22 protein-coding genes are annotated in these 20,954 nt (G+C 64.2%); 19 read left to right on the top strand and 3 right to left on the bottom strand.

Annotated features, from left to right (window positions below; genetic code table 11):
• Positions 1-25 precede the first annotated feature (25 nt).
• The 12 genes from cobC (at position 26) to AAG895_RS17340 (ending at position 11,931) form a co-directional block, all read left to right on the top strand.
• Positions 26-754: an alpha-ribazole phosphatase family protein gene (gene cobC, locus AAG895_RS17285; protein ID WP_345793209.1), complete on the top strand. Its 729-nt coding sequence runs from the start codon at positions 26-28 to the stop codon at positions 752-754.
• A gap of 17 nt (positions 755-771) precedes the next feature.
• On the top strand, positions 772-1,674 hold the full coding sequence (locus AAG895_RS17290; RefSeq protein ID WP_345793210.1) for a mitochondrial fission ELM1 family protein: 903 nt from the start codon (positions 772-774) through the stop codon (positions 1,672-1,674).
• Between the two features lie 83 nt (positions 1,675-1,757).
• Entirely contained in the window at positions 1,758-2,030 is a 273-nt protein-coding gene (locus AAG895_RS17295) for a type II toxin-antitoxin system RelB/DinJ family antitoxin (protein ID WP_345793211.1), read from the top strand.
• Entirely contained in the window at positions 2,008-2,328 is a 321-nt protein-coding gene (locus tag AAG895_RS17300; RefSeq protein ID WP_345793212.1) for a type II toxin-antitoxin system YafQ family toxin, read from the top strand. Before AAG895_RS17295 ends, AAG895_RS17300 begins: the two co-directional genes overlap by 23 nt.
• A 7-nt stretch (positions 2,329-2,335) precedes the next feature.
• The gene (locus tag AAG895_RS17305; RefSeq protein WP_345793213.1) at positions 2,336-3,466 is read left to right on the top strand and encodes a glycosyltransferase family 4 protein; all 1,131 of its coding nucleotides are present in this window, start codon (positions 2,336-2,338) and stop codon (positions 3,464-3,466) included.
• Positions 3,467-3,564: 98 nt separating this feature from the next.
• Positions 3,565-4,650, top strand: a complete 1,086-nt coding sequence (locus tag AAG895_RS17310) for an IS5 family transposase (protein ID WP_345793214.1) — start codon at positions 3,565-3,567, stop codon at positions 4,648-4,650.
• A 147-nt stretch (positions 4,651-4,797) separates the two neighbouring features.
• Positions 4,798-6,138 (top strand): ISL3 family transposase, encoded by a 1,341-nt coding sequence (locus AAG895_RS17315; RefSeq protein WP_345793215.1) that lies wholly within the window; start codon positions 4,798-4,800, stop codon positions 6,136-6,138.
• A gap of 72 nt (positions 6,139-6,210) precedes the next feature.
• Positions 6,211-7,341, top strand: a complete 1,131-nt coding sequence (locus tag AAG895_RS17320) for an ISAs1 family transposase (RefSeq protein ID WP_345793216.1) — start codon at positions 6,211-6,213, stop codon at positions 7,339-7,341.
• Positions 7,342-7,637: 296 nt separating this feature from the next.
• Positions 7,638-8,648 carry a glycosyltransferase gene (locus tag AAG895_RS17325; RefSeq protein WP_345793217.1) on the top strand — a complete coding sequence of 337 codons (1,011 nt, stop codon included), beginning with the start codon at positions 7,638-7,640 and terminating at the stop codon, positions 8,646-8,648.
• Positions 8,649-8,658: 10 nt separating this feature from the next.
• Complete coding sequence (locus AAG895_RS17330; RefSeq protein ID WP_345793218.1) at positions 8,659-9,732, top strand: glycosyltransferase family 10; 1,074 nt, start codon at positions 8,659-8,661, stop codon at positions 9,730-9,732.
• A gap of 7 nt (positions 9,733-9,739) precedes the next feature.
• Entirely contained in the window at positions 9,740-10,975 is a 1,236-nt protein-coding gene (locus tag AAG895_RS17335) for an O-antigen ligase family protein (RefSeq protein ID WP_345793219.1), read from the top strand.
• Positions 10,972-11,931 carry a glycosyltransferase family 9 protein gene (locus AAG895_RS17340; RefSeq protein WP_345793220.1) on the top strand — a complete coding sequence of 320 codons (960 nt, stop codon included), beginning with the start codon at positions 10,972-10,974 and terminating at the stop codon, positions 11,929-11,931. Before AAG895_RS17335 ends, AAG895_RS17340 begins: the two co-directional genes overlap by 4 nt.
• On the opposite strand, the gene AAG895_RS17345 is transcribed toward AAG895_RS17340, so the two are convergent.
• The gene (locus AAG895_RS17345; protein WP_345793221.1) at positions 11,913-12,311 is read right to left on the bottom strand and encodes a DUF6165 family protein; all 399 of its coding nucleotides are present in this window, start codon (positions 12,309-12,311) and stop codon (positions 11,913-11,915) included. The two genes, AAG895_RS17340 and AAG895_RS17345, sit on opposite strands and share 19 nt — an antisense overlap.
• Positions 12,312-12,468: 157 nt before the next feature.
• Here AAG895_RS17345 and gmd point away from each other — a divergent pair, with 157 nt between their 5' ends.
• Complete coding sequence (gene gmd / locus AAG895_RS17350) at positions 12,469-13,602, top strand: GDP-mannose 4,6-dehydratase (RefSeq protein WP_345793222.1); 1,134 nt, start codon at positions 12,469-12,471, stop codon at positions 13,600-13,602.
• 37 nt (positions 13,603-13,639) lie between these two features.
• A complete protein-coding gene (locus AAG895_RS17355) occupies positions 13,640-14,608 on the top strand; it encodes a GDP-L-fucose synthase (protein ID WP_345793223.1) in 969 nt (322 codons plus the stop codon).
• 277 nt (positions 14,609-14,885) lie between these two features.
• Here AAG895_RS17355 and AAG895_RS17360 read toward each other — a convergent pair whose 3' ends face one another.
• A complete protein-coding gene (locus AAG895_RS17360; RefSeq protein ID WP_345793224.1) occupies positions 14,886-15,329 on the bottom strand; it encodes a glycosyltransferase in 444 nt (147 codons plus the stop codon).
• A gap of 355 nt (positions 15,330-15,684) precedes the next feature.
• On the opposite strand from AAG895_RS17360, the gene AAG895_RS17365 reads away from it, so the two are divergent.
• Together AAG895_RS17365 and AAG895_RS17370 are read left to right on the top strand one after the other, a co-directional pair.
• Positions 15,685-16,026: a helix-turn-helix domain-containing protein gene (locus AAG895_RS17365; RefSeq protein ID WP_345793225.1), complete on the top strand. Its 342-nt coding sequence runs from the start codon at positions 15,685-15,687 to the stop codon at positions 16,024-16,026.
• A 5-nt stretch (positions 16,027-16,031) separates the two neighbouring features.
• Entirely contained in the window at positions 16,032-17,378 is a 1,347-nt protein-coding gene (locus tag AAG895_RS17370) for a HipA domain-containing protein (RefSeq protein ID WP_345793226.1), read from the top strand.
• A gap of 28 nt (positions 17,379-17,406) precedes the next feature.
• Here the strand turns inward: AAG895_RS17370 and AAG895_RS17375 are convergent, their stop codons facing one another.
• Positions 17,407-18,600: an AAA family ATPase gene (locus AAG895_RS17375; RefSeq protein ID WP_345793227.1), complete on the bottom strand. Its 1,194-nt coding sequence runs from the start codon at positions 18,598-18,600 to the stop codon at positions 17,407-17,409.
• 282 nt (positions 18,601-18,882) lie between these two features.
• On the opposite strand from AAG895_RS17375, the gene AAG895_RS17380 reads away from it, so the two are divergent.
• Genes AAG895_RS17380 through AAG895_RS17390 form a run of 3 tightly spaced genes read left to right on the top strand, consistent with a single transcriptional unit; the run spans position 18,883 to position 20,953 of the window.
• Complete coding sequence (locus AAG895_RS17380; RefSeq protein ID WP_345793228.1) at positions 18,883-19,431, top strand: hypothetical protein; 549 nt, start codon at positions 18,883-18,885, stop codon at positions 19,429-19,431.
• 32 nt (positions 19,432-19,463) lie between these two features.
• A complete protein-coding gene (locus AAG895_RS17385) occupies positions 19,464-19,724 on the top strand; it encodes a GNVR domain-containing protein (protein ID WP_345793229.1) in 261 nt (86 codons plus the stop codon).
• 53 nt (positions 19,725-19,777) lie between these two features.
• The gene (locus AAG895_RS17390; RefSeq protein ID WP_345793230.1) at positions 19,778-20,953 is read left to right on the top strand and encodes an ATP-binding protein; all 1,176 of its coding nucleotides are present in this window, start codon (positions 19,778-19,780) and stop codon (positions 20,951-20,953) included.
• The last annotated feature ends 1 nt before the right edge of the window (position 20,954 follow it).

Below are 20,954 nucleotides of genomic sequence, written 5' to 3' on the forward strand. Positions count from 1 at the left end.
CGCCACGCGCCGGCCCCTGCACCCCATGCAACTCCACCTCATCCGCCACCCCCGCCCCGCCGTCGAGCCGGGCGTCTGCTATGGCCAGACCGACGTCGGACTCGCCGAGTGCCCGGTCGCGGTCGCCGCGCGCCTGCGCCCGCTGCTGCCCGAATCCTTCACCCTGCACGCCAGCCCGCTCGCGCGCGCGCGCTTGCTCGCGCAGGAACTCGGCACGCCGCACGTGGACGACCGGCTCATGGAAATCCACTTCGGCGACTGGGAAGGCCGCACTTTCACCGACATCGGCAGCGCGATCGACGACTGGGCGGCCGACCCGCTCGGCTTTCGCGCGCCCGGCGGGGAGTCGCCGCGCGAGATGGCCGCACGGGTGCTGGCCTGGCTGGAAGAGATCAGGCACGGCCCGGGCTGCGCGCCGCAGACCGCCTCTTCGGGAAATGGAAATAGGGGACAAACCCCAATTTCACCAGTTTCAGAATCTGCGCCGCGGGCCGAGAAACGCCCTGTGGGAGCGGGCTTGCCCGCGAATGGCTCGTCGATTGGAGATTCGCGGGCAAGCCCGCTCCCACGGGAGGCACCCCCACCCGCCGAGAATGTCGTCGTCGTGGCCCACGGCGGCCCGCTGCGCGCCATCGCCGGCCACCTGCTCGGCATGCCACCCGAGCGCTGGCTGGGGCTGGACTTCGGCTGCGGACTGGTGACGCGAATCGATGTGGAAAGCTGGGGGGTGGTGTTGAAGTGGTTCAACCGCTGAGGCAGGAGAAGCCCGCCATGACCGTCCTCTGGCTCATCACCGACAACAAGCCCGGCCACCGCAGCCAGTTGCAGGGACTGGCGCAGGCGCTGGCGGCGCGTACGGCGGTCGAGACGCACTGGATCGACGCCCCGGCCGGTCGCAGCGCGCTGTGGCAGTGGCTCGCCGGCCGCTTCCCGCCCGGCGCCACGCGGCCGGATCCGGACCTGATCCTCGTCGCCGGCCACCGCACGCACCTGGCTGGCCTGGCCGCGCGACGCGCACGCGGCGGCACACTCATCGCGCTGATGCGGCCCAGCCTGCCGCTGGGCTGGTTCGACTTGTGCGTGATCCCGCAGCACGACAAGCCGCCCGCTCGCGCCAACGTCGTCGCCACCCGCGGCGTGCTCAACACCGCCCGCCCCAGCCCCGAGCGCGCGGCTGACAAGGGCCTGTTCCTGATCGGCGGACCGTCCAAGCACCATGGCTGGGACACCCCCGGCCTGCTCGCCCAGATCGACGCCATCCTCGCCGCCACGCCGGCGATGCGCTGGACGCTGACCACCTCGCGCCGCACCCCGGCCGAGACCGAAGCCGCACTGCTCGCCCTGCGCGAACGCGGCGTCGACGTGCGTCCGGTGCGCGACACCCCGCCCGGCTGGGCGATGGAACAGGTGGCGCGCAGCGCGCAGGCCTGGGTGACCGAAGACAGCGTGTCGATGGTCTACGAGAGCCTCACCGCCGGCGCCGCCACCGGCCTGCTCGCGGTGCCGCGGCTGGGCGAGACGCGCATCACGGCGGGGGTGGCCGATTTGCAGCGCGAGGGCTTCGTCACCAGCTTTGCGGATTGGCAGCGTGAAGGCGCCCTGCACGCGCCGCCGACCCGCCTGAGCGAAGCCGAGCGCGTGGCGGCGGTCGTGCTGTCGCGCTGGCCGCAATAGCGCGCCGCTCACCGTGCGGAACGATCCGCCTTGATCGCATCTCATATGCGATACATAATCCGCACCCAGTAAGCGAGGAAGCCATGGCACAGAGTTCAATGCTCCACATCCGCGTCGACGACGAAACCAAGACCCAGGCCACTGAGGCGCTGGCCGCCATGGGTCTGTCGATGTCGGACGCCGTGCGCATCTTCCTCAAGCGTGTCGTCAACGACCAGGCTTTTCCGCTCGAGCTCAAGGTCCCCAACGCCGAAACACGCGCCGCCATGGAAGAGGCACGCGCCATGATGAAGGCTCGCCAGGCAGGTTTCGGATCAACCGACGCCCTGTTCGATGAGCTCGAAAAAGCCCGCTAAAAACAAGCGGGCATCGCTGCCGCGCGCCGCGGATTTCAGCAAGGGCTTCCATAAGGACTGGGAACGCCTGGGCCGTTCGGGCCGCTTCGACCTCAAGCGGCTCAAGGAGGTCATGCTGTTGCTCGTCGCCAACGACGCCCCGCTCGGCCCCGAGTGGTTCGACCACCCGCTCAAGGGCGACTGGGCCGATCACCGCGAATGCCACGTCGGCGGCGACTTCCTGCTCATCTACACCGCCGACGAAAAGCAGATCACCTTCGTCCGCGCCGGCACGCACACGGACCTCTTCGAGGGTTGAAGCGCAAATGAAGCCCCTCAAGGTCCTGCAACTGCTCCCCGCGCTCGACAGCGGCGGCGTCGAGCGTGGCACGCTGGAGATCGCGCGCGCGCTGGTCGCGGCCGGGCATGAATCGGTGGTGCTGTCCAAGGGCGGGCGGCTGGTCGAGCAGCTGCAGCGCGAAGGCTCGCGCCACATCGCGCGCGACCTCGGGCGCAAGTCGCCGGCCACCTTCCTGCACTACCGCGCGCTGCGCAAACTCTTCGAGGCCGAGCGCTTCGACATCGTCCACGCCCGCTCGCGCCTGCCCGCCTGGGTGGCGTGGCTTGCGTGGCGCGGCATGCCGGCGGGCGCCCGGCCGCGCTTCGTCACCACGGTGCATGGGATGCACTCGGTGAGCCGCTACAGCGCGATCATGTGCGCCGGCGAGCGGGTGATCGCGGTCAGCGACACGGTGCGCGACTACATCCGTACGCATTACCCGGCCAGCCGCTGGCCGCATCTGGCGGACGAGCGCATCACGGTGATCCCGCGCGGCATCGACCCGGCGGAGTTCCCACGCGACTACCAGCCGGCGGACGAGTGGCTGGCGCGTTTCCATGCCGAGTTCCCGCAGATCGGCCAGCGCAAGGTGCTGACGCTGCCGGGGCGGCTCACCAGACTGAAGGGGCATCACGACTTCATCAGCCTCGTCGGCAGGCTGGTCGCCGACGGGCTGGACGTGATCGGGCTGGTGGTCGGTGGCGAGGACCCCAAACGGCCGGGCTACGCGAAGGAAATCCGCGAACGCGTGCAGGCGGAGGGGCTGGGCGAGCGCATCGTGTTTATCGGTCACCGCAGCGACGTGCGTGAGATCTACGCGATCTCGGACTGCGTGCTGAGTTTGTCCTCCACACCGGAATCCTTCGGGCGCACGGTGCTCGAGCCGCTGGCGATGGGGCGGCCGGTGGTGGGGTATGCGCATGGCGGGGTGGCGGAGATCCTGGGGGAGCTGTTTCCGCATGGGGCGGTGGCGAAGGGGGATGTAATCGCCGCGAGCCAATGCGCACTGGCGACCGTGCGCGGCGAAACGCCAGCGGTATCGCTCAACACGCGCTTTCTGCTCGAGCACATGCAGGCGCACACAATTAAACTCTACCGCGACCTCAATCAAGCCTGAGCGCGTATTAGCAGGTTGTTGATTTAGCCAGATCCGAGCACTGGCAAGGCTTTCCCGGACGTTGCAATACGATCTGCATTACCACTCCAATTGTTCCGATGCGCGGCGCCGACCATAAACAAAGCCCCCTGTTCAGCTACGTCAATCTCGAGGATCGAATTCCCCGAGACCACCCGCTGCGTCGCGTGAAGGTGCTCGCCGATCTGGTCTTGCGTTCGATGTCTGCGCATTTCGATGCGCTCTATGCCGAAGGCGGACGTCCCTCGATTGCGCCGGAACGATTGCTGCGGGCCTCACTGCTGCAATGCCTGTTTTCGATCCGCTCGGAACGTGCGCTGGTCGAGCATATCGATTTCAACATGATGTACCGCTGGTTCGTCGGGCTGACGCTGGACGAGGCGATCTGGGATCACTCGACGTTCTCGGCCAACCGCGAGCGCCTGCTCAAGGAAAGCGTGATGCGCGAGTTCTTCGGCGGCGTGGTGGCGATTGCCGAATGGGCCGAGCTGGTGTCCGACGAGCATTTCAGCGTCGATGGCTCGTTGCTGCGGGCTTGGGCCTCGCACAAGAGCATGGTCGCACGCGACGGCTCGGACGAGCCACCCGGACCGGATCAGGGGCGCAACCCCGAGGTCGATTTCCGGGGCAAGAAACGCTCGAACGCGACGCATGTTTCGCGCACCGACCCCGAGTCCCTGTTGGCGAGCAAGGGCGGCGGTATGGCGTTTCTGAGCTACACCACGCATGCACTGGCCGAGAACCGGCACGGGCTGATCGTCGATGTGCACACGACTCCAGCCACCGGGACCGCCGAACGTGAGGCCGCGCTGGTGATGGTCAAGCGCAGCATCAAGCCGGCGAGCGGGGGCCGCAAACCCACCGTGGCTTCAGATCGAGGTTACGACACCGCCGACTTCGTGGACGCCCTGACGGCACTGGGGATTGCCCCGCACGTGGCAGCCAAGAGCCAAAGCAGTGCCGTGCCCGAGCACATCAAGACCACCGAAGGCTACAAGGTCAGTCTGCGTCGTCGAAAGATGATCGAGGAAGCCTTCGGCTGGGTGAAGGACATCGGCACGCTGCGCCGTTTGATGGCACGCGGCCTGGACAAGATTCGCGTGCATGCACTGCTCAATTTCGCCGCGTACAACCTGACGCGATTGGGCAATTTGTTGGCGTCGTAATTCGTTGGCGCTCGCGCGCCATTCGAAGTGCGGCATGGGATAGGAAACAACGTCTGGCTCTATGCCGTTTCCAGTGGAAATTGACTTCTCAACAAACATGACGATCGGTGGTACAACCGCCCGACACTGACGCCGACCTCGCATCCGATGAGCCACCAGATCGAAGCCCTCTTCACCACCGCACTCGGCCTGCAGCCGCCCTGGCACGTTGCCAAGGTCGAGCTCAACACCGGCAAGCGGCGCATCGACTTCGAGGTCGAGCACACCGGCAAGCGTGCGGCCTGCCCGGCGTGTGGAGTCGAGCATCAGTTGATCCATGACCGGGTACGCCGTAGCTGGCGGCACCTGGACTTCTTCCAGTTCGAAGCGTGGTTGCATGCCGAGGTGCCGCGCGTGCAGTGCACGGGCTGCGGCAAGACCACGCAGTTGCCGGTGCCATGGGCGCGCGAGGGGAGCGGCTTCACCTTGCTGTTCGAAGCGCTGGGCTTGTCGCTGTGCCGGGCGCTGCCGGTACGCCAGGCCGCCAATCAGATGCGGGTGGCGGCCAAGCGTTTGTGGCGGCGTGTGCGCCACTACGTCGAGGTGGCGCGCGCCAAGGACGACATGTCGGGCGTGCGCCATGTGGGCATCGACGAGACCAGCGTCAAGCGGGGTCACCAGTACATCACCGTGGTGCATGATCTGGCGGCCAAGCGTCTGCTGTTCGCCTGCCCGGGCCGTGACCATCAAACCTTGGCGGCCTTCGCCGACGACCTGCGCGCGCATGGCGGCGATCCGGCCACGATCGAGCACGCCTGCATCGACATGAGCGCGGCCTACGCCAAGGGGATTGGCCAGTCGCTGCCCAACGCGCAGATCAGCTACGACCGCTTTCACGTCGTTGCGCTGGCCAATGCGGCGATGGATGAGGTGCGCCGTGAGGAGATGCGCAGTTCGGCGGCGGCGGTCCGCGAGGCGGTCGGCGCGCACAGCAAGAAGACCCTTCGCCAGTTGCTTTGGGGCATGCGAAAGGATGCGGCGAGTTGGACTCGCGCACAGTTCGAGGCGATGCACTGGCTGCAGCGCTCGAACCTGAAGAGCGCGCGGGCCTGGCGACTCAAGCAGGCCCTGCGGCTCGTCTACAGCGAGGCGCGTGACAGTAACAGCGAAGCGGTCGCCCTCGGGGCACTGACGAAGTGGATGAGTTGGGCTCGACGCTCGCGGCTGGAGCCGTTCAAGCGCCTGGCTGCCACGTTGAAGGAACATCTCGGTGGCGTCGTGCGCGGCATGCTCGACGCGCGCAGCAACGACTACGTCGAAGCGATGAATGGATTGCTGCAACAGGCCAAGACCGCCGCTCGAGGCTTCCGGGACCCCGAGAACTTCATCGCGATTGCCTACCTGCGCATGTCCAAGCTCGAACATCTACCGAACAACCCCTTGGTGCCGGCCATCCCCCGCCAGGGCAATCGCACCGACTTCGCATACGCCAATGCAATAACTCGTTAACTTTCATGACCTTGCGAGACCCCTGTTCACATTGTCATAAATTGTGTAGTTTCCTACCTTTTTGGGCATCCCATGAAGGCAGGAAACGTCATGCCGCTGACGCAGGTGTTCGTCTCGATTTCCGACCCGCGCAGCGCGCGGCATGCGCGCCACGACTTGGCCGAGTTGCTGACGGTGGCGGTATGCGCGGTGCTGTCGGGTGTCGACGACTTCGTCGACATCGAGCTGTGGGCCGAGGCCAAGATCGACTGGCTGCGAGGCTTCATGAAGCTTGAGCACGGCATCCCGTCTCACGACACGATCGGACGCGTGTTCGGCCTGATCGCGCCGGACGAGTTCGAGTCGGCGTTCCGGCGCTGGGTCGGCATGGTGGTACCGGCGCTGGCCGGAGATACGGTCGTGGCCATCGATGGGAAGACCAGCAGGCGCTCGGGCGGCAAGGGCAAGACCGACGCCAGCCCGTTGCACCTGGTGAGCGCGTTTGCGGCTGGCATGGGCGTCGTGCTGGGCCAGACGGCGACCGCTGAGAAGTCGAACGAGATCACCGCGATTCCCGAGCTGCTCGCCAAACTGGCGATCGAGGGCTGCGTGGTGACGATCGACGCAATGGGCACCCAGACCAAGATCGCCCGCACGATCCGCGAGCGCGGCGCGCATTACGTGCTGTGCGTGAAGGAGAACCATCCGAACCTGCACGATTCGATCCTGTTTGCCGACATCGATCCGCGAGGGCCGCTGACGCCGAGCTCGACCCATGAGACCACGATCAAGGACCACGGTCGCATCGAGATCCGTCGATGCTGCGCCTACGCCGCGATCGATCGCCTCTACAAGTCCGAGGACTGGCAGGATCTGACAAGCTTCGCGGTGGTCGAGCGCATTCGCACCGTGGGCGAACACACCAGCACCGAGCGCGTCTTCTACATCAGCAGCCTGCCCGCCGACGCCGAGCGCATCGCTCGGGCCGTACGCAGCCACTGGGAGGTGGAGAATCGGCTTCACTGGTGTCTGGATGTGCAGTTCAACGAGGATCAGTCACGGGTGCGCAGCGGCTATGCCGCCAACAATTTCGCCATCGTTCGTCACATCGTGATGAACCTGCTGCGGCTCAACACGACGCGCAGGGCGAGCATCAAGTCCAAGCGCATGCTGGCGGCGACGATTGACGAATTTCGTGCCGAGCTGCTTGGAGTTATGACATGAAGGTGCGATTGCCCTGCATCCCCCGCGACTACGGGCGCTACCGTCATGTTTGTTGAGAAGTCAATTTCCACTGGAAACGGCATAGAGCCCAACGTCTTTGCAGCGACGGGAGCGCTGCTGAATTGCGGTAGCGGAATCGGCTCGAAAGACGGCTGGAAAGTGCTTCATGCCAAACCACGCCCGGGTTCTTCAGCGTCGATTTTTCCCAGCCAAGCTGGAAACCGAAGGTGTCGGTTCAATTTTCAACACCCTGTTAGGCCCGATCGACCCGCAGTATCCCCAGGATCGCAGATAAATTGAACATCACCATCGTCATGGCCGGGTACGGTGAAGGCGGCCTTGAAAAGCACGTGGTCGAACTGGCAAACGGCCTGATGCGCCACAAGAACGGCATCCAGGTCAGCGTCATCGCAGACCCGATGTACGGCGCGCGTTTCGCACAAGGTGTCACCTTCATGCCTTTTGCATTCTCGAGCAGCCGGCGAAACCCGATTGCGCTGTTCCGGCTCTGGCGCACGATGAGACGCACCCGTCCAGATATCGTCCACGCCCATGGCAACAAGGCGGCTAGCATGGTTGGACGCCTGCTTCCCCTGCTCAAGGTCCGCAGCGTGGCAACCTTGCACAGCCGGAAGAAGAACGTCCGCATGTTTCATGCATTCGAACGCGTCATCGCCGTCAGCCAAGTATCCACCGTAAACGTCGCGCATCCGGCGGTCCGCATCGTCTATAACGGTGTTGCGCTTCCCGACGGCCATGCTATGGCGTCGGACGAAGCCTGGCATCACGCGCCGCGCGGCAAACGCGTCATCGCAGTGGGTCGCCTCGTCCCCGTCAAGGGCTTTGACCTGCTGATCGAGGCCTGGCGCACAATCGATGCATCCCTGCTCATTCTCGGCGAAGGCTTCGAGCGCCCTCGCCTGGAACAACTGATCGTTAGCAACGGCCTGAGCGACCGTGTTCGGCTGGCAGGGCACCAGTGCGACGTCCTGCCATACATGCGCAGTGCCGACCTCATGGTCATCTCATCCCGCTACGAAGGCTGCCCATACGTGCTGATTGAGGCGCTGCAGCATGACCTACCCGTGGTGTCGACCCGTGTCGGTGTCATGCCAGAGCTGCTGCCCGCCCAGGCACTCTGCGATGTGGAGGACCCCGGTTCGCTGGCCGGCACGATCAAGTCGGCACTAAAGGATTCAGGAGCCTTCAGGGCACAGTTCCACGCCGCATTCAGCCACGCACGCACGCATCTGACGCTGGACAGCATGATCGAGAACACGCTTTCCGTTTATCAAGAACTCATCTGACCCGCTACGCATGCAACGCGAAACAACGATCGTCAAATTCCTCAGCCGCCTCAACCCGGCCGAGTGGCAACGCTATTTCAGCAACGCAAGGATGCGATGGGGCAACTGCCAATTCACCTTCGAACGCGATGCGGACACCTACGATTGGCTCGTCGTCTATGACGATCTGCCGCCGCATGCGGGACAAAACCGCAAGCAGGCGCTCGAACACGTGCGCAGCCATCCGCACAACACCGTGCTGATCACGACCGAGCCGGAATCCATCAAGACATACGGCAAGGGCTATACGGCCCAGTTCGGCCATGTCCTCACCAGCCAGCCGGCGTGGGCCCTGCCGCACCCCCGCCGCCACTACCAGCACGCAGCCAACCACTGGTTTTACGGCAGCGCACAAGGACACTGGAAATCCCATGCCGAGATGCTGGCGGGCCCCGCCCTCGCGGACAAAACCCGGGACCTATCCTGCGTATTTTCCCCGAAGCAGCAGACGCATACGCTCCACGCCCAGCGCTTCCATTTTATCCAACGCCTGACCGAGTTGTTGCCCGACATCACCCTTTTCGGGCGTGGCGCGATTCCGATGGACGACAAGGCGGAAGCCCTGGCGCCGTTCCGCTATCACGTCGCGGTCGAAAATCATGTCGCCCCGCATCACATCACCGAAAAACTGACCGACGCCTTTCTGGGGCGCTGCCTCCCTTTTTACGCTGGCGCACCGAACGCCACTGACTACTTCCCGGCCGACAGTTTCATCCCGCTCGACATTCACAACCCCGATGGCGCTGCCCGCGTGATCGCCGACGCCATCCGCAACAATGAATGGGCACGACGGCTACCCGCCATCGATGAAGCCCGGCGCCGCGTCCTCGAGCGCGAAAATCTTTTTGCAATCATTACCCGGATCATCGAGGCGGCAGAAGCCCGCGAGACGCAAGCCGCAAGCGACAAAAGGGCGCCCCGCACCCTGTACGGACGGCATGCCTGGCGCACGCGGCACCCGATCGCTGCGCTCGGCTTCGTTCTGGAAAAACTCCGCGTGCGCCTGAGGTCGCGAAAGAACCTGCGCCAATCCAGGCCGGCATGAAATGGTCGTGACAAGACAAACCCTTTCGGCCAGGCTGGCCGCGCTTCGGTCGGCTTTCCTGAGGCTCGGCTGGCTGGCCCCGGCGCTTTTCCCCGTCGCCAACATCGGCGGACGCGGGCTTTTCAACACGCTGTTCTTTGGCTACATCTTATGGGCACTGCTCGCCCTGTCGCACCTGCGGCGCAAGGACCTGATTGAAGGCGGCAAGCACCTTGCGATGCTCGGATGCGCCTACGCACCAAGCATTTTTATTGCCGAGGATGCAGCGCGTGCGATCAAGATCTGGGCGACGGTCCTGCTCTACATGAGCACGGGCGCTATCACCTATGCCGTCCTGCGAGACGACCCCAAAAAAATCACCCCGCTCTTGCGCGCCCTTGCCATCGGCGCGCTCGCTGCGCTCACAGCGTGCTATCTCGATCTTTTCAAGACTGCCCTGACCAGCGAAAACTTCGTCCCGCGCCTCGATCTGCGCACCGTGGACCTCGTCATCTTCGCGCCTTTCCTGGTCGGATATAGCATCAGTACGCCACACACCTCATGCACGCTGACGAAAGCGTTGGCGGCGTATGCGCTCACGGCCGGCATGGTCATCTTTGCAGACGAACGTACGACACTGGTCAGTTTTCTTGCCGCGTCCGTCACACTGTGCCTGCTGGTTACGCGGATTTCCGCCTTGCGGGTCCTGGCCTCCGGACTTGCGCTGCTGGCGCTGGCCATAGTCCTGAATGGCGATGCCCTGCTGCGCGGGCTGGAGCTTGGTGACGACCTCTTCCAGCGACTCGATCAATTCAGCAGCGGGCGTCTCACCTTGTGGCACCAGGCCATCCAGCACCCGCCTGCGAATCCGTGGTTCGGTGTCGGCATGGGCAATACGCAGGGCTATCGCGAAGTTGTCAGCATCGGCAGCCTCGAGGGCCACACCGTCAGACACCTGCACAATCTCTGGCTGGACGCCTGGTATGAGACCGGCCTTGTCGGCGTCGGCACCCTGGCACTCGTGCTGATCATGTCGCTGGTACGCTCCATAGAAGCTTGGCGCACACTGCCCCAGACACAGCGCCTGCAGGCCGGACTATTGTTGTCCTCAACGTGCGCGGTGCTCGTTCAAACACAATTCAGCATTTCCTACGCATCGCGTGAGTTCAACATCTATGCGATGCTTTTCCTGGCGGTACTGGCGCATCTCGCAAACACACCCGACCCTACCCCGTCACCCACCGTCAGAAACCCCTCCGCATGACGCTCATGCCGACACACGCTCGCAAGCCTTCACCTTCCGCCGAAAAAATCCTCGTCATCCGCCATGGCGCATTTGGCGACATCGTGCAGACGGACGGCGCATTGCGCGACATCCGCGCCCGGTTCCCGCAGGCCGAAATCGTGCTGCTGACGACTGCGCCTTTTCGCAAACTCATGGGGCGCTGTCCGCATATCGACCGCATCCTCATCGACAACCGTGCGCCACTCTGGAGGCTTGGCGCCCTGTGGTCCCTGCGCACGGCGTTGAAAAACGAGAGCTTCGACCGGGTTTTCGATCTACAGAAAACCGATCGCACCGAGCTCTATCACCGCCTCTTCCTGAAGAACACGATCTGGAGCGGGCGCGTCGTGGGCCACCGGCCCGCTTCGGCAATCGACGGCTATCTGGCGCAACTGCGGGACGCAGGCGTCGAGCCCGCGGAATGCGCCCGGCCCAACGTGGAATGGATGGCCGATGATGTGCGCACCACGCTCGCCGAAGCAGGCGTGCGCTCACCCTACATCGCCCTCATTCCGGGCTGTGCCGCCCGGCACCCGCACAAACGCTGGCCCTATTACGACCAACTGGCCGCAGCACTCATTGCGCGAGGCTACGACGTCGTCACCGCTCCGGGCCCGGACGAAATCGAACTGTGCAAAAGCATTCCCGGCCACACCCTGCTCGGCCCGAATGGCTTTCTCAACTGGTTCGAACTTGCAGGCGTGCTCAAGGGCGCGCGTTTCGTCGTGGGGAACGACACCGGCCCCAGCCACGTCGCGTCGTGCCTTGGCAGGCCCGGGCTGGCCTTGTTCGGACCACACACCAGCGCCGCACGCACCGGCATCCGTCGCGGCGCGTTCGACGCAATCGAGGTGGCCAACCTGACCGACCTCGACGTGCAGACCGTACTCGACGCGGTGCTGAGCAAGCTGCCCGCTCAGGAAAACTCGGTGTAGGACTTTTCTTCGACGATGCTCGAGCCGCAGTGCGCGTTGATCTGCTTCTTTATCGCCGCACGCTTGTCGTTCTGGATATACACCGAGCGCGCCAGTTCTATGAATTTCGGCCCGAAGTCACGCGCCGCCTCACAGGCACGAATATCGTCCTCGATCACCCACAGCGCCTCATTCACGGACTGAAGTTCAGTCTCAAGGCGCGCCAACTCAGGCGTCGCAGCCAGATTCTGCGCACACGCCGCACTCAGCACCGCCAGCTCGTGATTCACGTTCTTCAGCTTGGCCGGGTCGGTCATACGCTCGGCCTTGATCTTCAGAATCGTGATCTTGTCGATCACCTCACCTGCACCCACCTCGATCAGCAACGAACCCTTACTCATCATTTCTTTTCCTGTTCAAGCACATGATGTCTGCGGCCAGCGCACGTATAACGGCAGACCAGCCTGTGAAGATGGGATAATCGTCCGGACAACCCAGGCCGTGGATTCTAACGCATGGCCCTCTGCAGCCCGTGCCTCGGAAACACAAAAGCACCCTATGAAGAAGATCGCCCTCATCACCGGCATCACCGGCCAGGACGGCTCCTACCTCGCCGAGTTCCTGCTCGCCAAAGGCTACGAAGTCCACGGCATCAAGCGCCGCGCCTCGAGCTTCAACACGCAGCGCATCGACCACATCTACCAGGACCCGCACACCCCCAACCCGCGCATGGTCCTGCACTACGGCGACCTCACCGACTCGTCCAACCTCACCCGCATCCTGCAGCAGGTGCAACCCGACGAGGTCTACAACCTCGGGGCGCAGTCGCATGTAGCGGTGAGCTTCGAGTCGCCCGAGTACACCGCCGACGTCGACGCCATGGGCACGCTGCGCCTGCTCGAGGCCATCCGCCTGCTCGGCCTGGACAAGAAGACGCGCTTCTACCAGGCCTCCACCTCCGAGCTCTATGGTCTGGTGCAGGAGATCCCGCAGAGGGAGACAACCCCCTTCTACCCGCGCAGCCCCTACGCGGTGGCCAAGCTCTACGCCTACTGGATCACGGTGAACTACCGCGAGGCCTACGGCATGTATGCCTGCAACGGCATCCTGTTCAACCACGAAAGCCCGCGCCGCGGCGAGACCTTCGTCACGCGCAAGATCACTCGCGGCCTGGCCAACATCGCGCAGGGGCTTGAAGAGTGCCTGTACATGGGCAACATGGACGCACTGCGCGACTGGGGCCACGCCAAGGACTACGTGCGCATGCAGTGGATGATGCTGCAGCAGAACCAGCCGGAAGACTTTGTGATCGCCACCGGCGTGCAGTATTCGGTGCGCGACTTCATCCGCTGGTCGGCGGCGGAGTTGGGGATCACGCTGCGCTTCGAGGGCAAGGGCGTGGAAGAGCACGCGGTGGTCGAGCACATCGACGGCGAGGGGAGCGAATTGAGAGCCCCTGCGCTGAAGGTGGGCGACATCATCGTGCGCGTCGATCCGCGCTACTTCCGCCCCGCCGAGGTCGAGACCCTGCTCGGCGACCCGACCAAGGCCAAGGACAAGCTCGGCTGGACGCCGGAGATCACTGTGAAAGAGATGTGCGCCGAGATGGTCGCTGAAGACCTCAAGGTGGCGCAGCGGCATGCGTTCCTGAAGGCGCATGGGCACGATGTGGCGGTGGCCGTTGAAAATTGATCGACTCGAACATCGCGGCTTGCGCCGCTCTTACAGAATGAACCTCACCGACACCATCTTCGTCGCCGGCCATCGCGGCATGGTCGGCTCGGCCATCGTGCGCCGGCTGCAGGCGCAGGGCTACGCCAACATCCTCACCGCCGGCCGCGACGCGCTTGACCTCACCGACCAGCACGCGGTCAATGCCTTCTTCGCGGCCCAGCGCATCGATCAGGTCTATCTGGCCGCGGCCAAGGTCGGCGGCATCCATGCCAACAACACCTACCCGGCCGAGTTCATCCACCAAAATCTGCTGATCGAGGCCAACATCATCCACGCCGCCCAAACCCACGGCGTGCACAAGCTGATGTTCCTCGGCTCGTCGTGCATCTACCCCAAGCTCGCCGCGCAGCCGATGAAGGAAGAGGCGCTGCTCACCGGCCTGCTCGAGCCCACCAACGAGCCCTACGCCATCGCCAAGATCGCCGGCATCAAGCTGTGCGAGAGCTACAACCGCCAGTACGGCCGCGACTACCGCAGTGCCATGCCCACCAACCTCTACGGCCCAGGCGACAACTTCCACCCCGAGAACAGCCACGTCATCCCCGCACTGATGCGGCGCATTCACGAGGCCAAGATGGCAAGAGCGGCCGAAGTGGTGATCTGGGGCAGCGGCACGCCGATGCGGGAGTTCCTGCATGTCGACGAACTCGCCGAGGCAGTGGTGCATCTGCAGAACATCCCGCAGGAACGCTACGCCAGCGAAACCGAACCGATGCGCTCGCACATCAATGTGGGCACGGGGACGGACGTGACCATTCGCGAGCTGGCCGAGACCCTGGCCAGGGTGATCGGCTATGAGGGCAAGCTGGTGTTCGATACGACGAAGCCGGACGGCACGCCGCGCAAGCTGATGGATGTAAGCCGGCTGGCGCGGCTGGGGTGGCAGGCGCGTATTTCACTTCAGAACGGGCTGCAAGAAACGTATTCGTGGTTCCTGGCGCACCTCGACGCAGCGAGGACGTAGGCACGACCTCTCGCACGCAGTCACCATCACAACCCCACTCGCAAGATCCTTAGCAAGACTGGCGCAGCGACGGAAGACTAGGCCATCGACGCGCCTTTAAGGGAAAACATCCCCCGCATTGGATCAGCAAATGCAAGACTTGACCCCATCACTCCCTCATCACTCCCTCATCACTCCCTCACCCTTGTTGGGCACCATCCGCCCGATCGCGCCCACACTGAAAAGCGCGTCATCGCTGCGCTCCTCCAGCACCTCCAGCGGTGGCACCTGCACCGCATTACTGATCACGAACGCGGGTTCCCCCCCCGGTCGCCGCATCGACGATCCGCTTCATGTAGGGCGTGATGCAGAAGAAGGCGTCGGCTTTCAGCGTGAGCTTGATGTTGTGGCTATGGTTGAAGGCGATCACGGGCACACCACGCGGCGCGGCGCGCTTGAGCATGTGGATCGCCCGCCCACTATGGGCGATCACGGCATCGATGGCCCGCACGCGGATCAGTCGACGCGCGCGGAAACTCGCGATCAGATCGTAGTGACCCGAGTTGCGCAGGGTCACCACCTCGATGTTCGCGTGCCCATAGTCCGGGACCTTGTGCGCGTCCTCGGGGGCAAGCAGCAGCGTCACTCGATGCCCACGGGCCGCGAGGAGTTCCGCCGTCTTGAGCGTCGCGCCCCATCGTCCGCCGGTGGAGTCACCGAAAACCGAATTGAGTATGTGCATGAAACCGAGAGTCCCGCGTCGCAGCCAGATGAAGTCTGGCTGCGATTATAGACGCTTGCCTACGAGCACTCGATCGGCATTACATTCCCCGGCACACAAACCAACAGCCTCCCCCGCCCGTGCTCGATGTCGTCCAGCGCCAAGTACGCGGCGCCATGCCCCTCGAGCTGGCGAGCGGCCTTTCCAGGCCCGTCAATCTCGAACAGGCAGCGGTCGTGCACGACGGCCCCCCCGGCTTCGGCCGGATAACGCAGCGAGCCGTCCGTCAGGTCGACGCAGCTTGACAAGCGACGCACCGCCCTTCAATTTGATCGTAATTTCGAACACAAAGCTCACTGAAATCGATTTCACGAGCATGAAAATCTCGCAATCCGCCGCCCTCGCCCCCCACCTGCTGGATCAGGCCACCCAACTCGGCCGCCGCCTGGCACGACTACGCCTCGCCCGTGGCATCAAGCAGACCGATGCCGCGCTCCGTGCAGGCCTGTCGCGCAACACTGCCTATCGGCTCGAGCGCGGAGACCCCGGACTGGCGATCGGCCAGGTGCTGCGTTACCTCGACGCCATCGCCCCCGGCAGCACACTGCTGGATCTACTGTCCGAATCCGACCCCGCACTCGCCGCCCTTGCAGCGCGGGAGCGCACCCAGCGCGTCCGCGACCTGAGCGCCACCGAACTCGACGAACTGGATTTCTGATCACGATGGCCGCCAAGGACACCAAGCTGATGGTCTTCGCGCATCTCGGCACGACGTGGGCGCCCTGCGGGCAGCTCGTCCTGACCGAAGAGGCCGATCGCCTGCTGGCATCGAGCTTCGCCTATGGCCTCAACTACCTCAAACGCGCCGATGCCCTGGAAGTCGATCCTGTCAGCCTCAGCCTCGCCGATCGCGAAGCCGTGCGCGCAAAAAGGCTGCTTCCGGCCAACCAGCTCCCCTTCTTCGGCGGCATTCGCGACGCTGCCCCTGACGCCTGGGGCCGACGCGTCATCGAGGCCAAGCTCAAGGTGCCCGCCAACAGCCTGCCCGAGTCGCAATACCTGCTGCACGCCGGCAGCGAGCGCGTCGGCGCGCTGGACATTCGCCGCAACCTTCACGAGGGCCCGACGACCGGCGCCAGCGCATGGCACACGCTGGCCCACCTGCTTGAGGCGGCCGAGCGCATCGACGAAGGCCAGCCCATCCCCGCGCACCTCGAAGCCATCTTCGTCGACGGCACGGCCCTGGGCGGCGCGCGCCCAAAGGCTTCGATCCGCGACGAGGCCGGTGTGCTGTGGCTGGCCAAGTTCGCAAGCCGCCACGACGCCTTCGACATCCCCGCCATCGAGTGCGCCGCGCTCCACCTGGCCCGCCTTGCCGGGCTGACGACACCGCCGGCGCGCACCGTCATGCTGGGCGATCGGCGGGTGATGCTCATCCGCCGCTTCGATCGCTACTGGGCAACGCCCGACGCGCCCCTCGCCCCGGATGCCGACCTGCTTGCCACCGCCCCCATCGGTGGAACTGCCGAGCACCGCATGGGCTTCGTCAGCGGCCTCACCCTGGCAGGCTGCGACGAATCCGAGTCACGCACCAAGTCGTACGCCGACCTCGCGGAAGCCGTCCGCCGCCACTGCCACCCCGCGGTCATCCGCAAGGACACCGCCGAGTTGTTCAAACGCATGATCTTCAACATCTTCGTGAGCAACGACGACGACCACCTCCGCAACCACGGCTTCCTGTGGGACTCGCGCCTGCCCGGCTGGCGCCTCAGCCCGCTCTACGACGTATTGCCGCGCCCCAGCCACGCCAGCGAGCGCTTCCTGCACCTGGGCGTCGGCCCCCAGGGCCGGCTGGCGACGCTCGACAACGCACTTGCCGCGCACGAACGATTCACGCTGTCGCTGGCGGCGGCGTGCGAACTGATCGACGAGGTCTGGCGAGTGGTGCGGCAGTGGCGCGTTCACCTCACCGAGGCCGGGGTGCCAGCGACCGAGCAGGACAAGATCGCCTCGGCGTTTCGCCACATTGACGACGTCTCCACTGCAGCCTTGCGGAAGCTGCTTCCGTGAGGCCCCCACCGCCCCCCAACTAACCACCTCAATACAAAAACCCAAACATCCACAACGGCACCCGCCGCCCCCGCCCGTGCTCGATGTCGTCCAGCGCCAGGTACGCGTCGCCGTGTCCCTCGATCTGACGGGGAGTCTTTCCAGGCCCGCCGATCTCGAACAGCCAGCGGTCGTCCACGATGAAGTCCCCGCCCTCGGCCGGGTAACGCAGCGCGTGCGCATGGGCGAGCTGGCTGGCGAAGAAGGTCTCGCGCAGCGTGCCCAACGGCGGCGCCGGGCATAACGCCCAGGCGTTATTGGTGTTGGCCAGGTACAGCTTCTCGGGCTTGCTCAGTATCGAGGCATTGCGCCCCGCGCCCCACACACTGCGCAGGATGTTCGCCTGCTCCAGATAGTGCAGGTAGGCGTACGTGGTGCTGCGGCTGCTGCCGATCGCAGCCGAGAGCTTGCTGATGTTGATCCGGTTCGGCACCGACTGACAGAGCAACATCAGCAGCTTCTTCAGCGATGCCAGCTTGTCGCGCTCGACCTTGAACAGCAGCGGGATGTCCAGGTCGATGGCCAGCGCGAGCGTCTGCTCGAGCTTGCGGTGGTAGGTCTCGACCGATTCGCGGAAGTACGGAAAGTAGCCGTACTTCAGGTAATCGCCGAAATGCGCCAACGGCCGGATGCGGCGGTTGATCTCCAGGCTCAAGGTCTCATGCTCTGCCAGCACCTGCTCCAGCGACCACACCGCAAAGGACTCGCCCGTCTGCAGCTCCAGGTACTCGCGAAACGACAGCCCGCTCATCGCATACATCACCGCCCGGCGCGACAGGTCGGCCTTGCTGTGCTCGAGGTGGAGCGCCGACGAGCCCGAAAACACCACCTGCAGATCGAGGGCGTCGTGGATGCTCTTCAGCTCGCGCTCGAAATCAGGGTAATGGTGGATCTCGTCGAGCACCAACAACCTGCCACCCTGCTTGCGGAACTGGTCGGCCAGGGCATAAAGCTGCACGCCGCTCGCGTGGATGCTATCGAGGCTCACATACAGTGCGCTGCGCAGAAAATCGGGCGTCCCACCGATGAGCTGCAGCAGGAAGGTGGTCTTCCCCACCCCACGCGGGCCGAGCACGCCGGACAGGCGCTCGGCATGCACGAAATCGCCGTGCAGGTAGCGGCGATAGGGCTCGTCGAAGCGAGCCATGAGCTGGACGAAATCGGCGTGGAGGATGTCGAGCATGGCGAAGGTTGCTTGTAGTACGAGAAGTCCACTTTATCCACGTTTTTGTTCTTTGCAATATACAAATAACGCCAAAAAGATCTCAATGGAGCAGCGTGAGCCAGCCACGCGCCAGCAGCCCACAGAATCGCGTACCGATGCATACCCCACCGCCCCGGAGCAGCTTCCCGGCTTTTATCCGAGCCAGAGGTTCCCCGCTGCAGGAAACTATTACCTTCGTTCAATTCATGTCCGCGACACCTAAGTGCGATAATCCGGGTTTCCCCGTACTGTCTTGCCACCATGCAAAACACCCAGCCGTCCGCCCAGCCCTACGATGACGACGAGATCAGACTGCTCGAGCTCTGGCAAATCCTCGCCGGGCGCAAGGGGCTCATCCTGGCCTGTTTCACCCTCTGCATGGCTGGGGGCGCGGCGTTTGCGCTCCTCAAGGCGCCCGTCGATGAGGCCAGCGTCAAGCTGCGGATTGGCCAAGTCAAGGTTGACGACGCTGCGCCGCCGATGATGCTCGAAAACACAGATGAACTCTCCTCCCGCATCCTCGCCCAGTACGGCGAAGACGTCGCTACACGCGCCAAGCGCGAACGCCCCTTCATCATTACTGCGAGCGTGCAGAAGGGTGTGATGACCACCGTCCAGCTCACTGCCGAGGGCGATACCCCCGAAGATGCTGCGCGCCTGCTCGACGAGGTGGTCAAAGGTGTGCAGAAAGCCCACATGGCGATGTTCGAGGGCAACCTCAAGCCTATCGCCGAGCGCCTCAAGAGCCTCGACGAGCAGCGCACCACCCTGAAGCAGCAGTACGCTGCGCTCAGCTCGCCGAGAAGCTGAAAGATCGCGACAACGTCCAGGCCTCCCTGCTCATGATCGAACGCAGCCCGATCACCAACTCGCTCGATCAGCAGCCGACCGAGCGACTGCGTCTATCCCAGCAGATGACGCCACCCGCGACCCGCCCCACCGAACTGATCGGTGAGATCACTGCGCCCGCCAAGCCTTCCAAGCCCAAGAAGGCGCTGGTGCTCGCCCTCGCCGCGGTCCTGGGCATGATGGGCGGCGTGATGCTCGCCTGCGTCGCCGAATTCGTCGCGAAAGCCAAAGCAAACACCGCCGCCAAGACCTGACCCCCATGTGCGGAATCGTCGCCGCAGATTGATTCACACCACCAGCACAGCCGATGCCCCACCCCATCGACCACCTCCTGCAGCAGCCCGAAAGCAAGACGCTCAAGTTCAAGCGCGACCTTTCGTCGCCGCGCAACGTTCTCAAGACGCTCGTCGCGCAACAGGATATTGCCGCCGCCCAGGTCTTCGACGAGCAGCCGATGCCCGAACTCGGCCCGGACGGTCTCGATACGACCGCCATGGCACGCGTGTTCGGGCCAACACGGACGCTGGATGAAAAATCCCTGCAAACCCTGAAGCTGCTGCGCGCCGAACAAGGCCGCCTCGTCCCCACGCGCGGCGCTGTCCTGCTGTTCGGCAATACGCGGGAGCAGCACTTTCCCGACGCGTGGATTCAGTGCGGACGCTTCCGTGGACTCGACAAGGTGGACATCTTCGACCAGCACGAAGTGCACGCCCACCTGCCAGACGCCGTGGAAGAGATCGAGCTGTTCCTGAAGAAGCACGCCTTCAAGACCGCGCGCTTCGGTGCCATGCGGCGCGAAAACGTCTGGAGCATCCCGCTGACCATGCTGCGCGAGGCCATCGTCAACGCCCTCGTTCACAGTGACTATGCCCAGCGTGGCACGCCGATCCGCGTGGCTTTTTTCGACGATCGCATTGACATCGAAAGTCCCGGCCTGTTGCTGCCGGGGATGACCATCGACGACATGAAGAGCGGCGTATCGCGCATTCGCAACCCCGTCATCGCCCGCGTGTTCCGCGAACTCGGGCTGATCGAGCAATGGGGCAGCGGCATCCGGCGCATCTTCGATGAAGCCACCCGGCAAGGTCTGCCTGCTCCGGTCATCGAGGAGATCGCCACTGGCGTACGACTGCGAATTCGCCTTGCGCAGTTACATGCGCCGGAGTTGCCCCCGTCAGACACCCGCCAAGAGTCAGACGATGATCGAGCCAACCTGTCACGGCTAGAGTCACGGCTAGAGTCGAAGCTGGCTGCCAAGATCGTCCTGCAACTCGGCACCCAGCCTTCCGGCAAGGCCGAACTGGCGAGAGCGCTGGGGCACACCACCGTGTCTGGAGAGTTGCACAAACAGATCCGTCGTCTCCTCGATCTGAGCCTGATCGAAATGACCATCCCCGACAAACCGCAAAGCCGCCTGCAGCGCTATCGTCTGACGCAAACAGGGCGCCAGCTGTTCGATCCAATTGAAGGCAAGACCACATGAG

The organism is Thauera sp. JM12B12, assembly GCF_039614725.1.
In the GTDB taxonomy this organism is placed as follows: domain Bacteria; phylum Pseudomonadota; class Gammaproteobacteria; order Burkholderiales; family Rhodocyclaceae; genus Thauera.

What these genes read in the sequence shown, in the direction of transcription:
- AAG895_RS17315 (WP_345793215.1), top strand. Translation starts at nt 4,798, where the DNA reads ATGAGCCACCAGATCGAAGCCCTCTTCACCACCGCACTCGGCCTGCAG.
- AAG895_RS17380 (WP_345793228.1), top strand. Translation starts at nt 18,883, where the DNA reads ATGCAAAACACCCAGCCGTCCGCCCAGCCCTACGATGACGACGAGATC.
- AAG895_RS17305 (WP_345793213.1), top strand. Translation starts at nt 2,336, where the DNA reads ATGAAGCCCCTCAAGGTCCTGCAACTGCTCCCCGCGCTCGACAGCGGC.
- gmd (WP_345793222.1), top strand. Translation starts at nt 12,469, where the DNA reads ATGAAGAAGATCGCCCTCATCACCGGCATCACCGGCCAGGACGGCTCC.
- AAG895_RS17385 (WP_345793229.1), top strand. Translation starts at nt 19,464, where the DNA reads ATGATCGAACGCAGCCCGATCACCAACTCGCTCGATCAGCAGCCGACC.
- AAG895_RS17330 (WP_345793218.1), top strand. Translation starts at nt 8,659, where the DNA reads ATGCAACGCGAAACAACGATCGTCAAATTCCTCAGCCGCCTCAACCCG.
- AAG895_RS17295 (WP_345793211.1), top strand. Translation starts at nt 1,758, where the DNA reads ATGGCACAGAGTTCAATGCTCCACATCCGCGTCGACGACGAAACCAAG.
- AAG895_RS17345 (WP_345793221.1), bottom strand. Translation starts at nt 12,311, where the DNA reads ATGAGTAAGGGTTCGTTGCTGATCGAGGTGGGTGCAGGTGAGGTGATC.
- AAG895_RS17300 (WP_345793212.1), top strand. Translation starts at nt 2,008, where the DNA reads ATGAGCTCGAAAAAGCCCGCTAAAAACAAGCGGGCATCGCTGCCGCGC.
- AAG895_RS17290 (WP_345793210.1), top strand. Translation starts at nt 772, where the DNA reads ATGACCGTCCTCTGGCTCATCACCGACAACAAGCCCGGCCACCGCAGC.
- AAG895_RS17365 (WP_345793225.1), top strand. Translation starts at nt 15,685, where the DNA reads ATGAAAATCTCGCAATCCGCCGCCCTCGCCCCCCACCTGCTGGATCAG.
- AAG895_RS17370 (WP_345793226.1), top strand. Translation starts at nt 16,032, where the DNA reads ATGGCCGCCAAGGACACCAAGCTGATGGTCTTCGCGCATCTCGGCACG.
- AAG895_RS17360 (WP_345793224.1), bottom strand. Translation starts at nt 15,329, where the DNA reads ATGCACATACTCAATTCGGTTTTCGGTGACTCCACCGGCGGACGATGG.
- AAG895_RS17375 (WP_345793227.1), bottom strand. Translation starts at nt 18,600, where the DNA reads ATGCTCGACATCCTCCACGCCGATTTCGTCCAGCTCATGGCTCGCTTC.
- AAG895_RS17390 (WP_345793230.1), top strand. Translation starts at nt 19,778, where the DNA reads ATGCCCCACCCCATCGACCACCTCCTGCAGCAGCCCGAAAGCAAGACG.
- AAG895_RS17310 (WP_345793214.1), top strand. Translation starts at nt 3,565, where the DNA reads ATGCGCGGCGCCGACCATAAACAAAGCCCCCTGTTCAGCTACGTCAAT.
- cobC (WP_345793209.1), top strand. Translation starts at nt 26, where the DNA reads ATGCAACTCCACCTCATCCGCCACCCCCGCCCCGCCGTCGAGCCGGGC.
- AAG895_RS17340 (WP_345793220.1), top strand. Translation starts at nt 10,972, where the DNA reads ATGACGCTCATGCCGACACACGCTCGCAAGCCTTCACCTTCCGCCGAA.
- AAG895_RS17320 (WP_345793216.1), top strand. Translation starts at nt 6,211, where the DNA reads ATGAAGGCAGGAAACGTCATGCCGCTGACGCAGGTGTTCGTCTCGATT.
- AAG895_RS17355 (WP_345793223.1), top strand. Translation starts at nt 13,640, where the DNA reads ATGAACCTCACCGACACCATCTTCGTCGCCGGCCATCGCGGCATGGTC.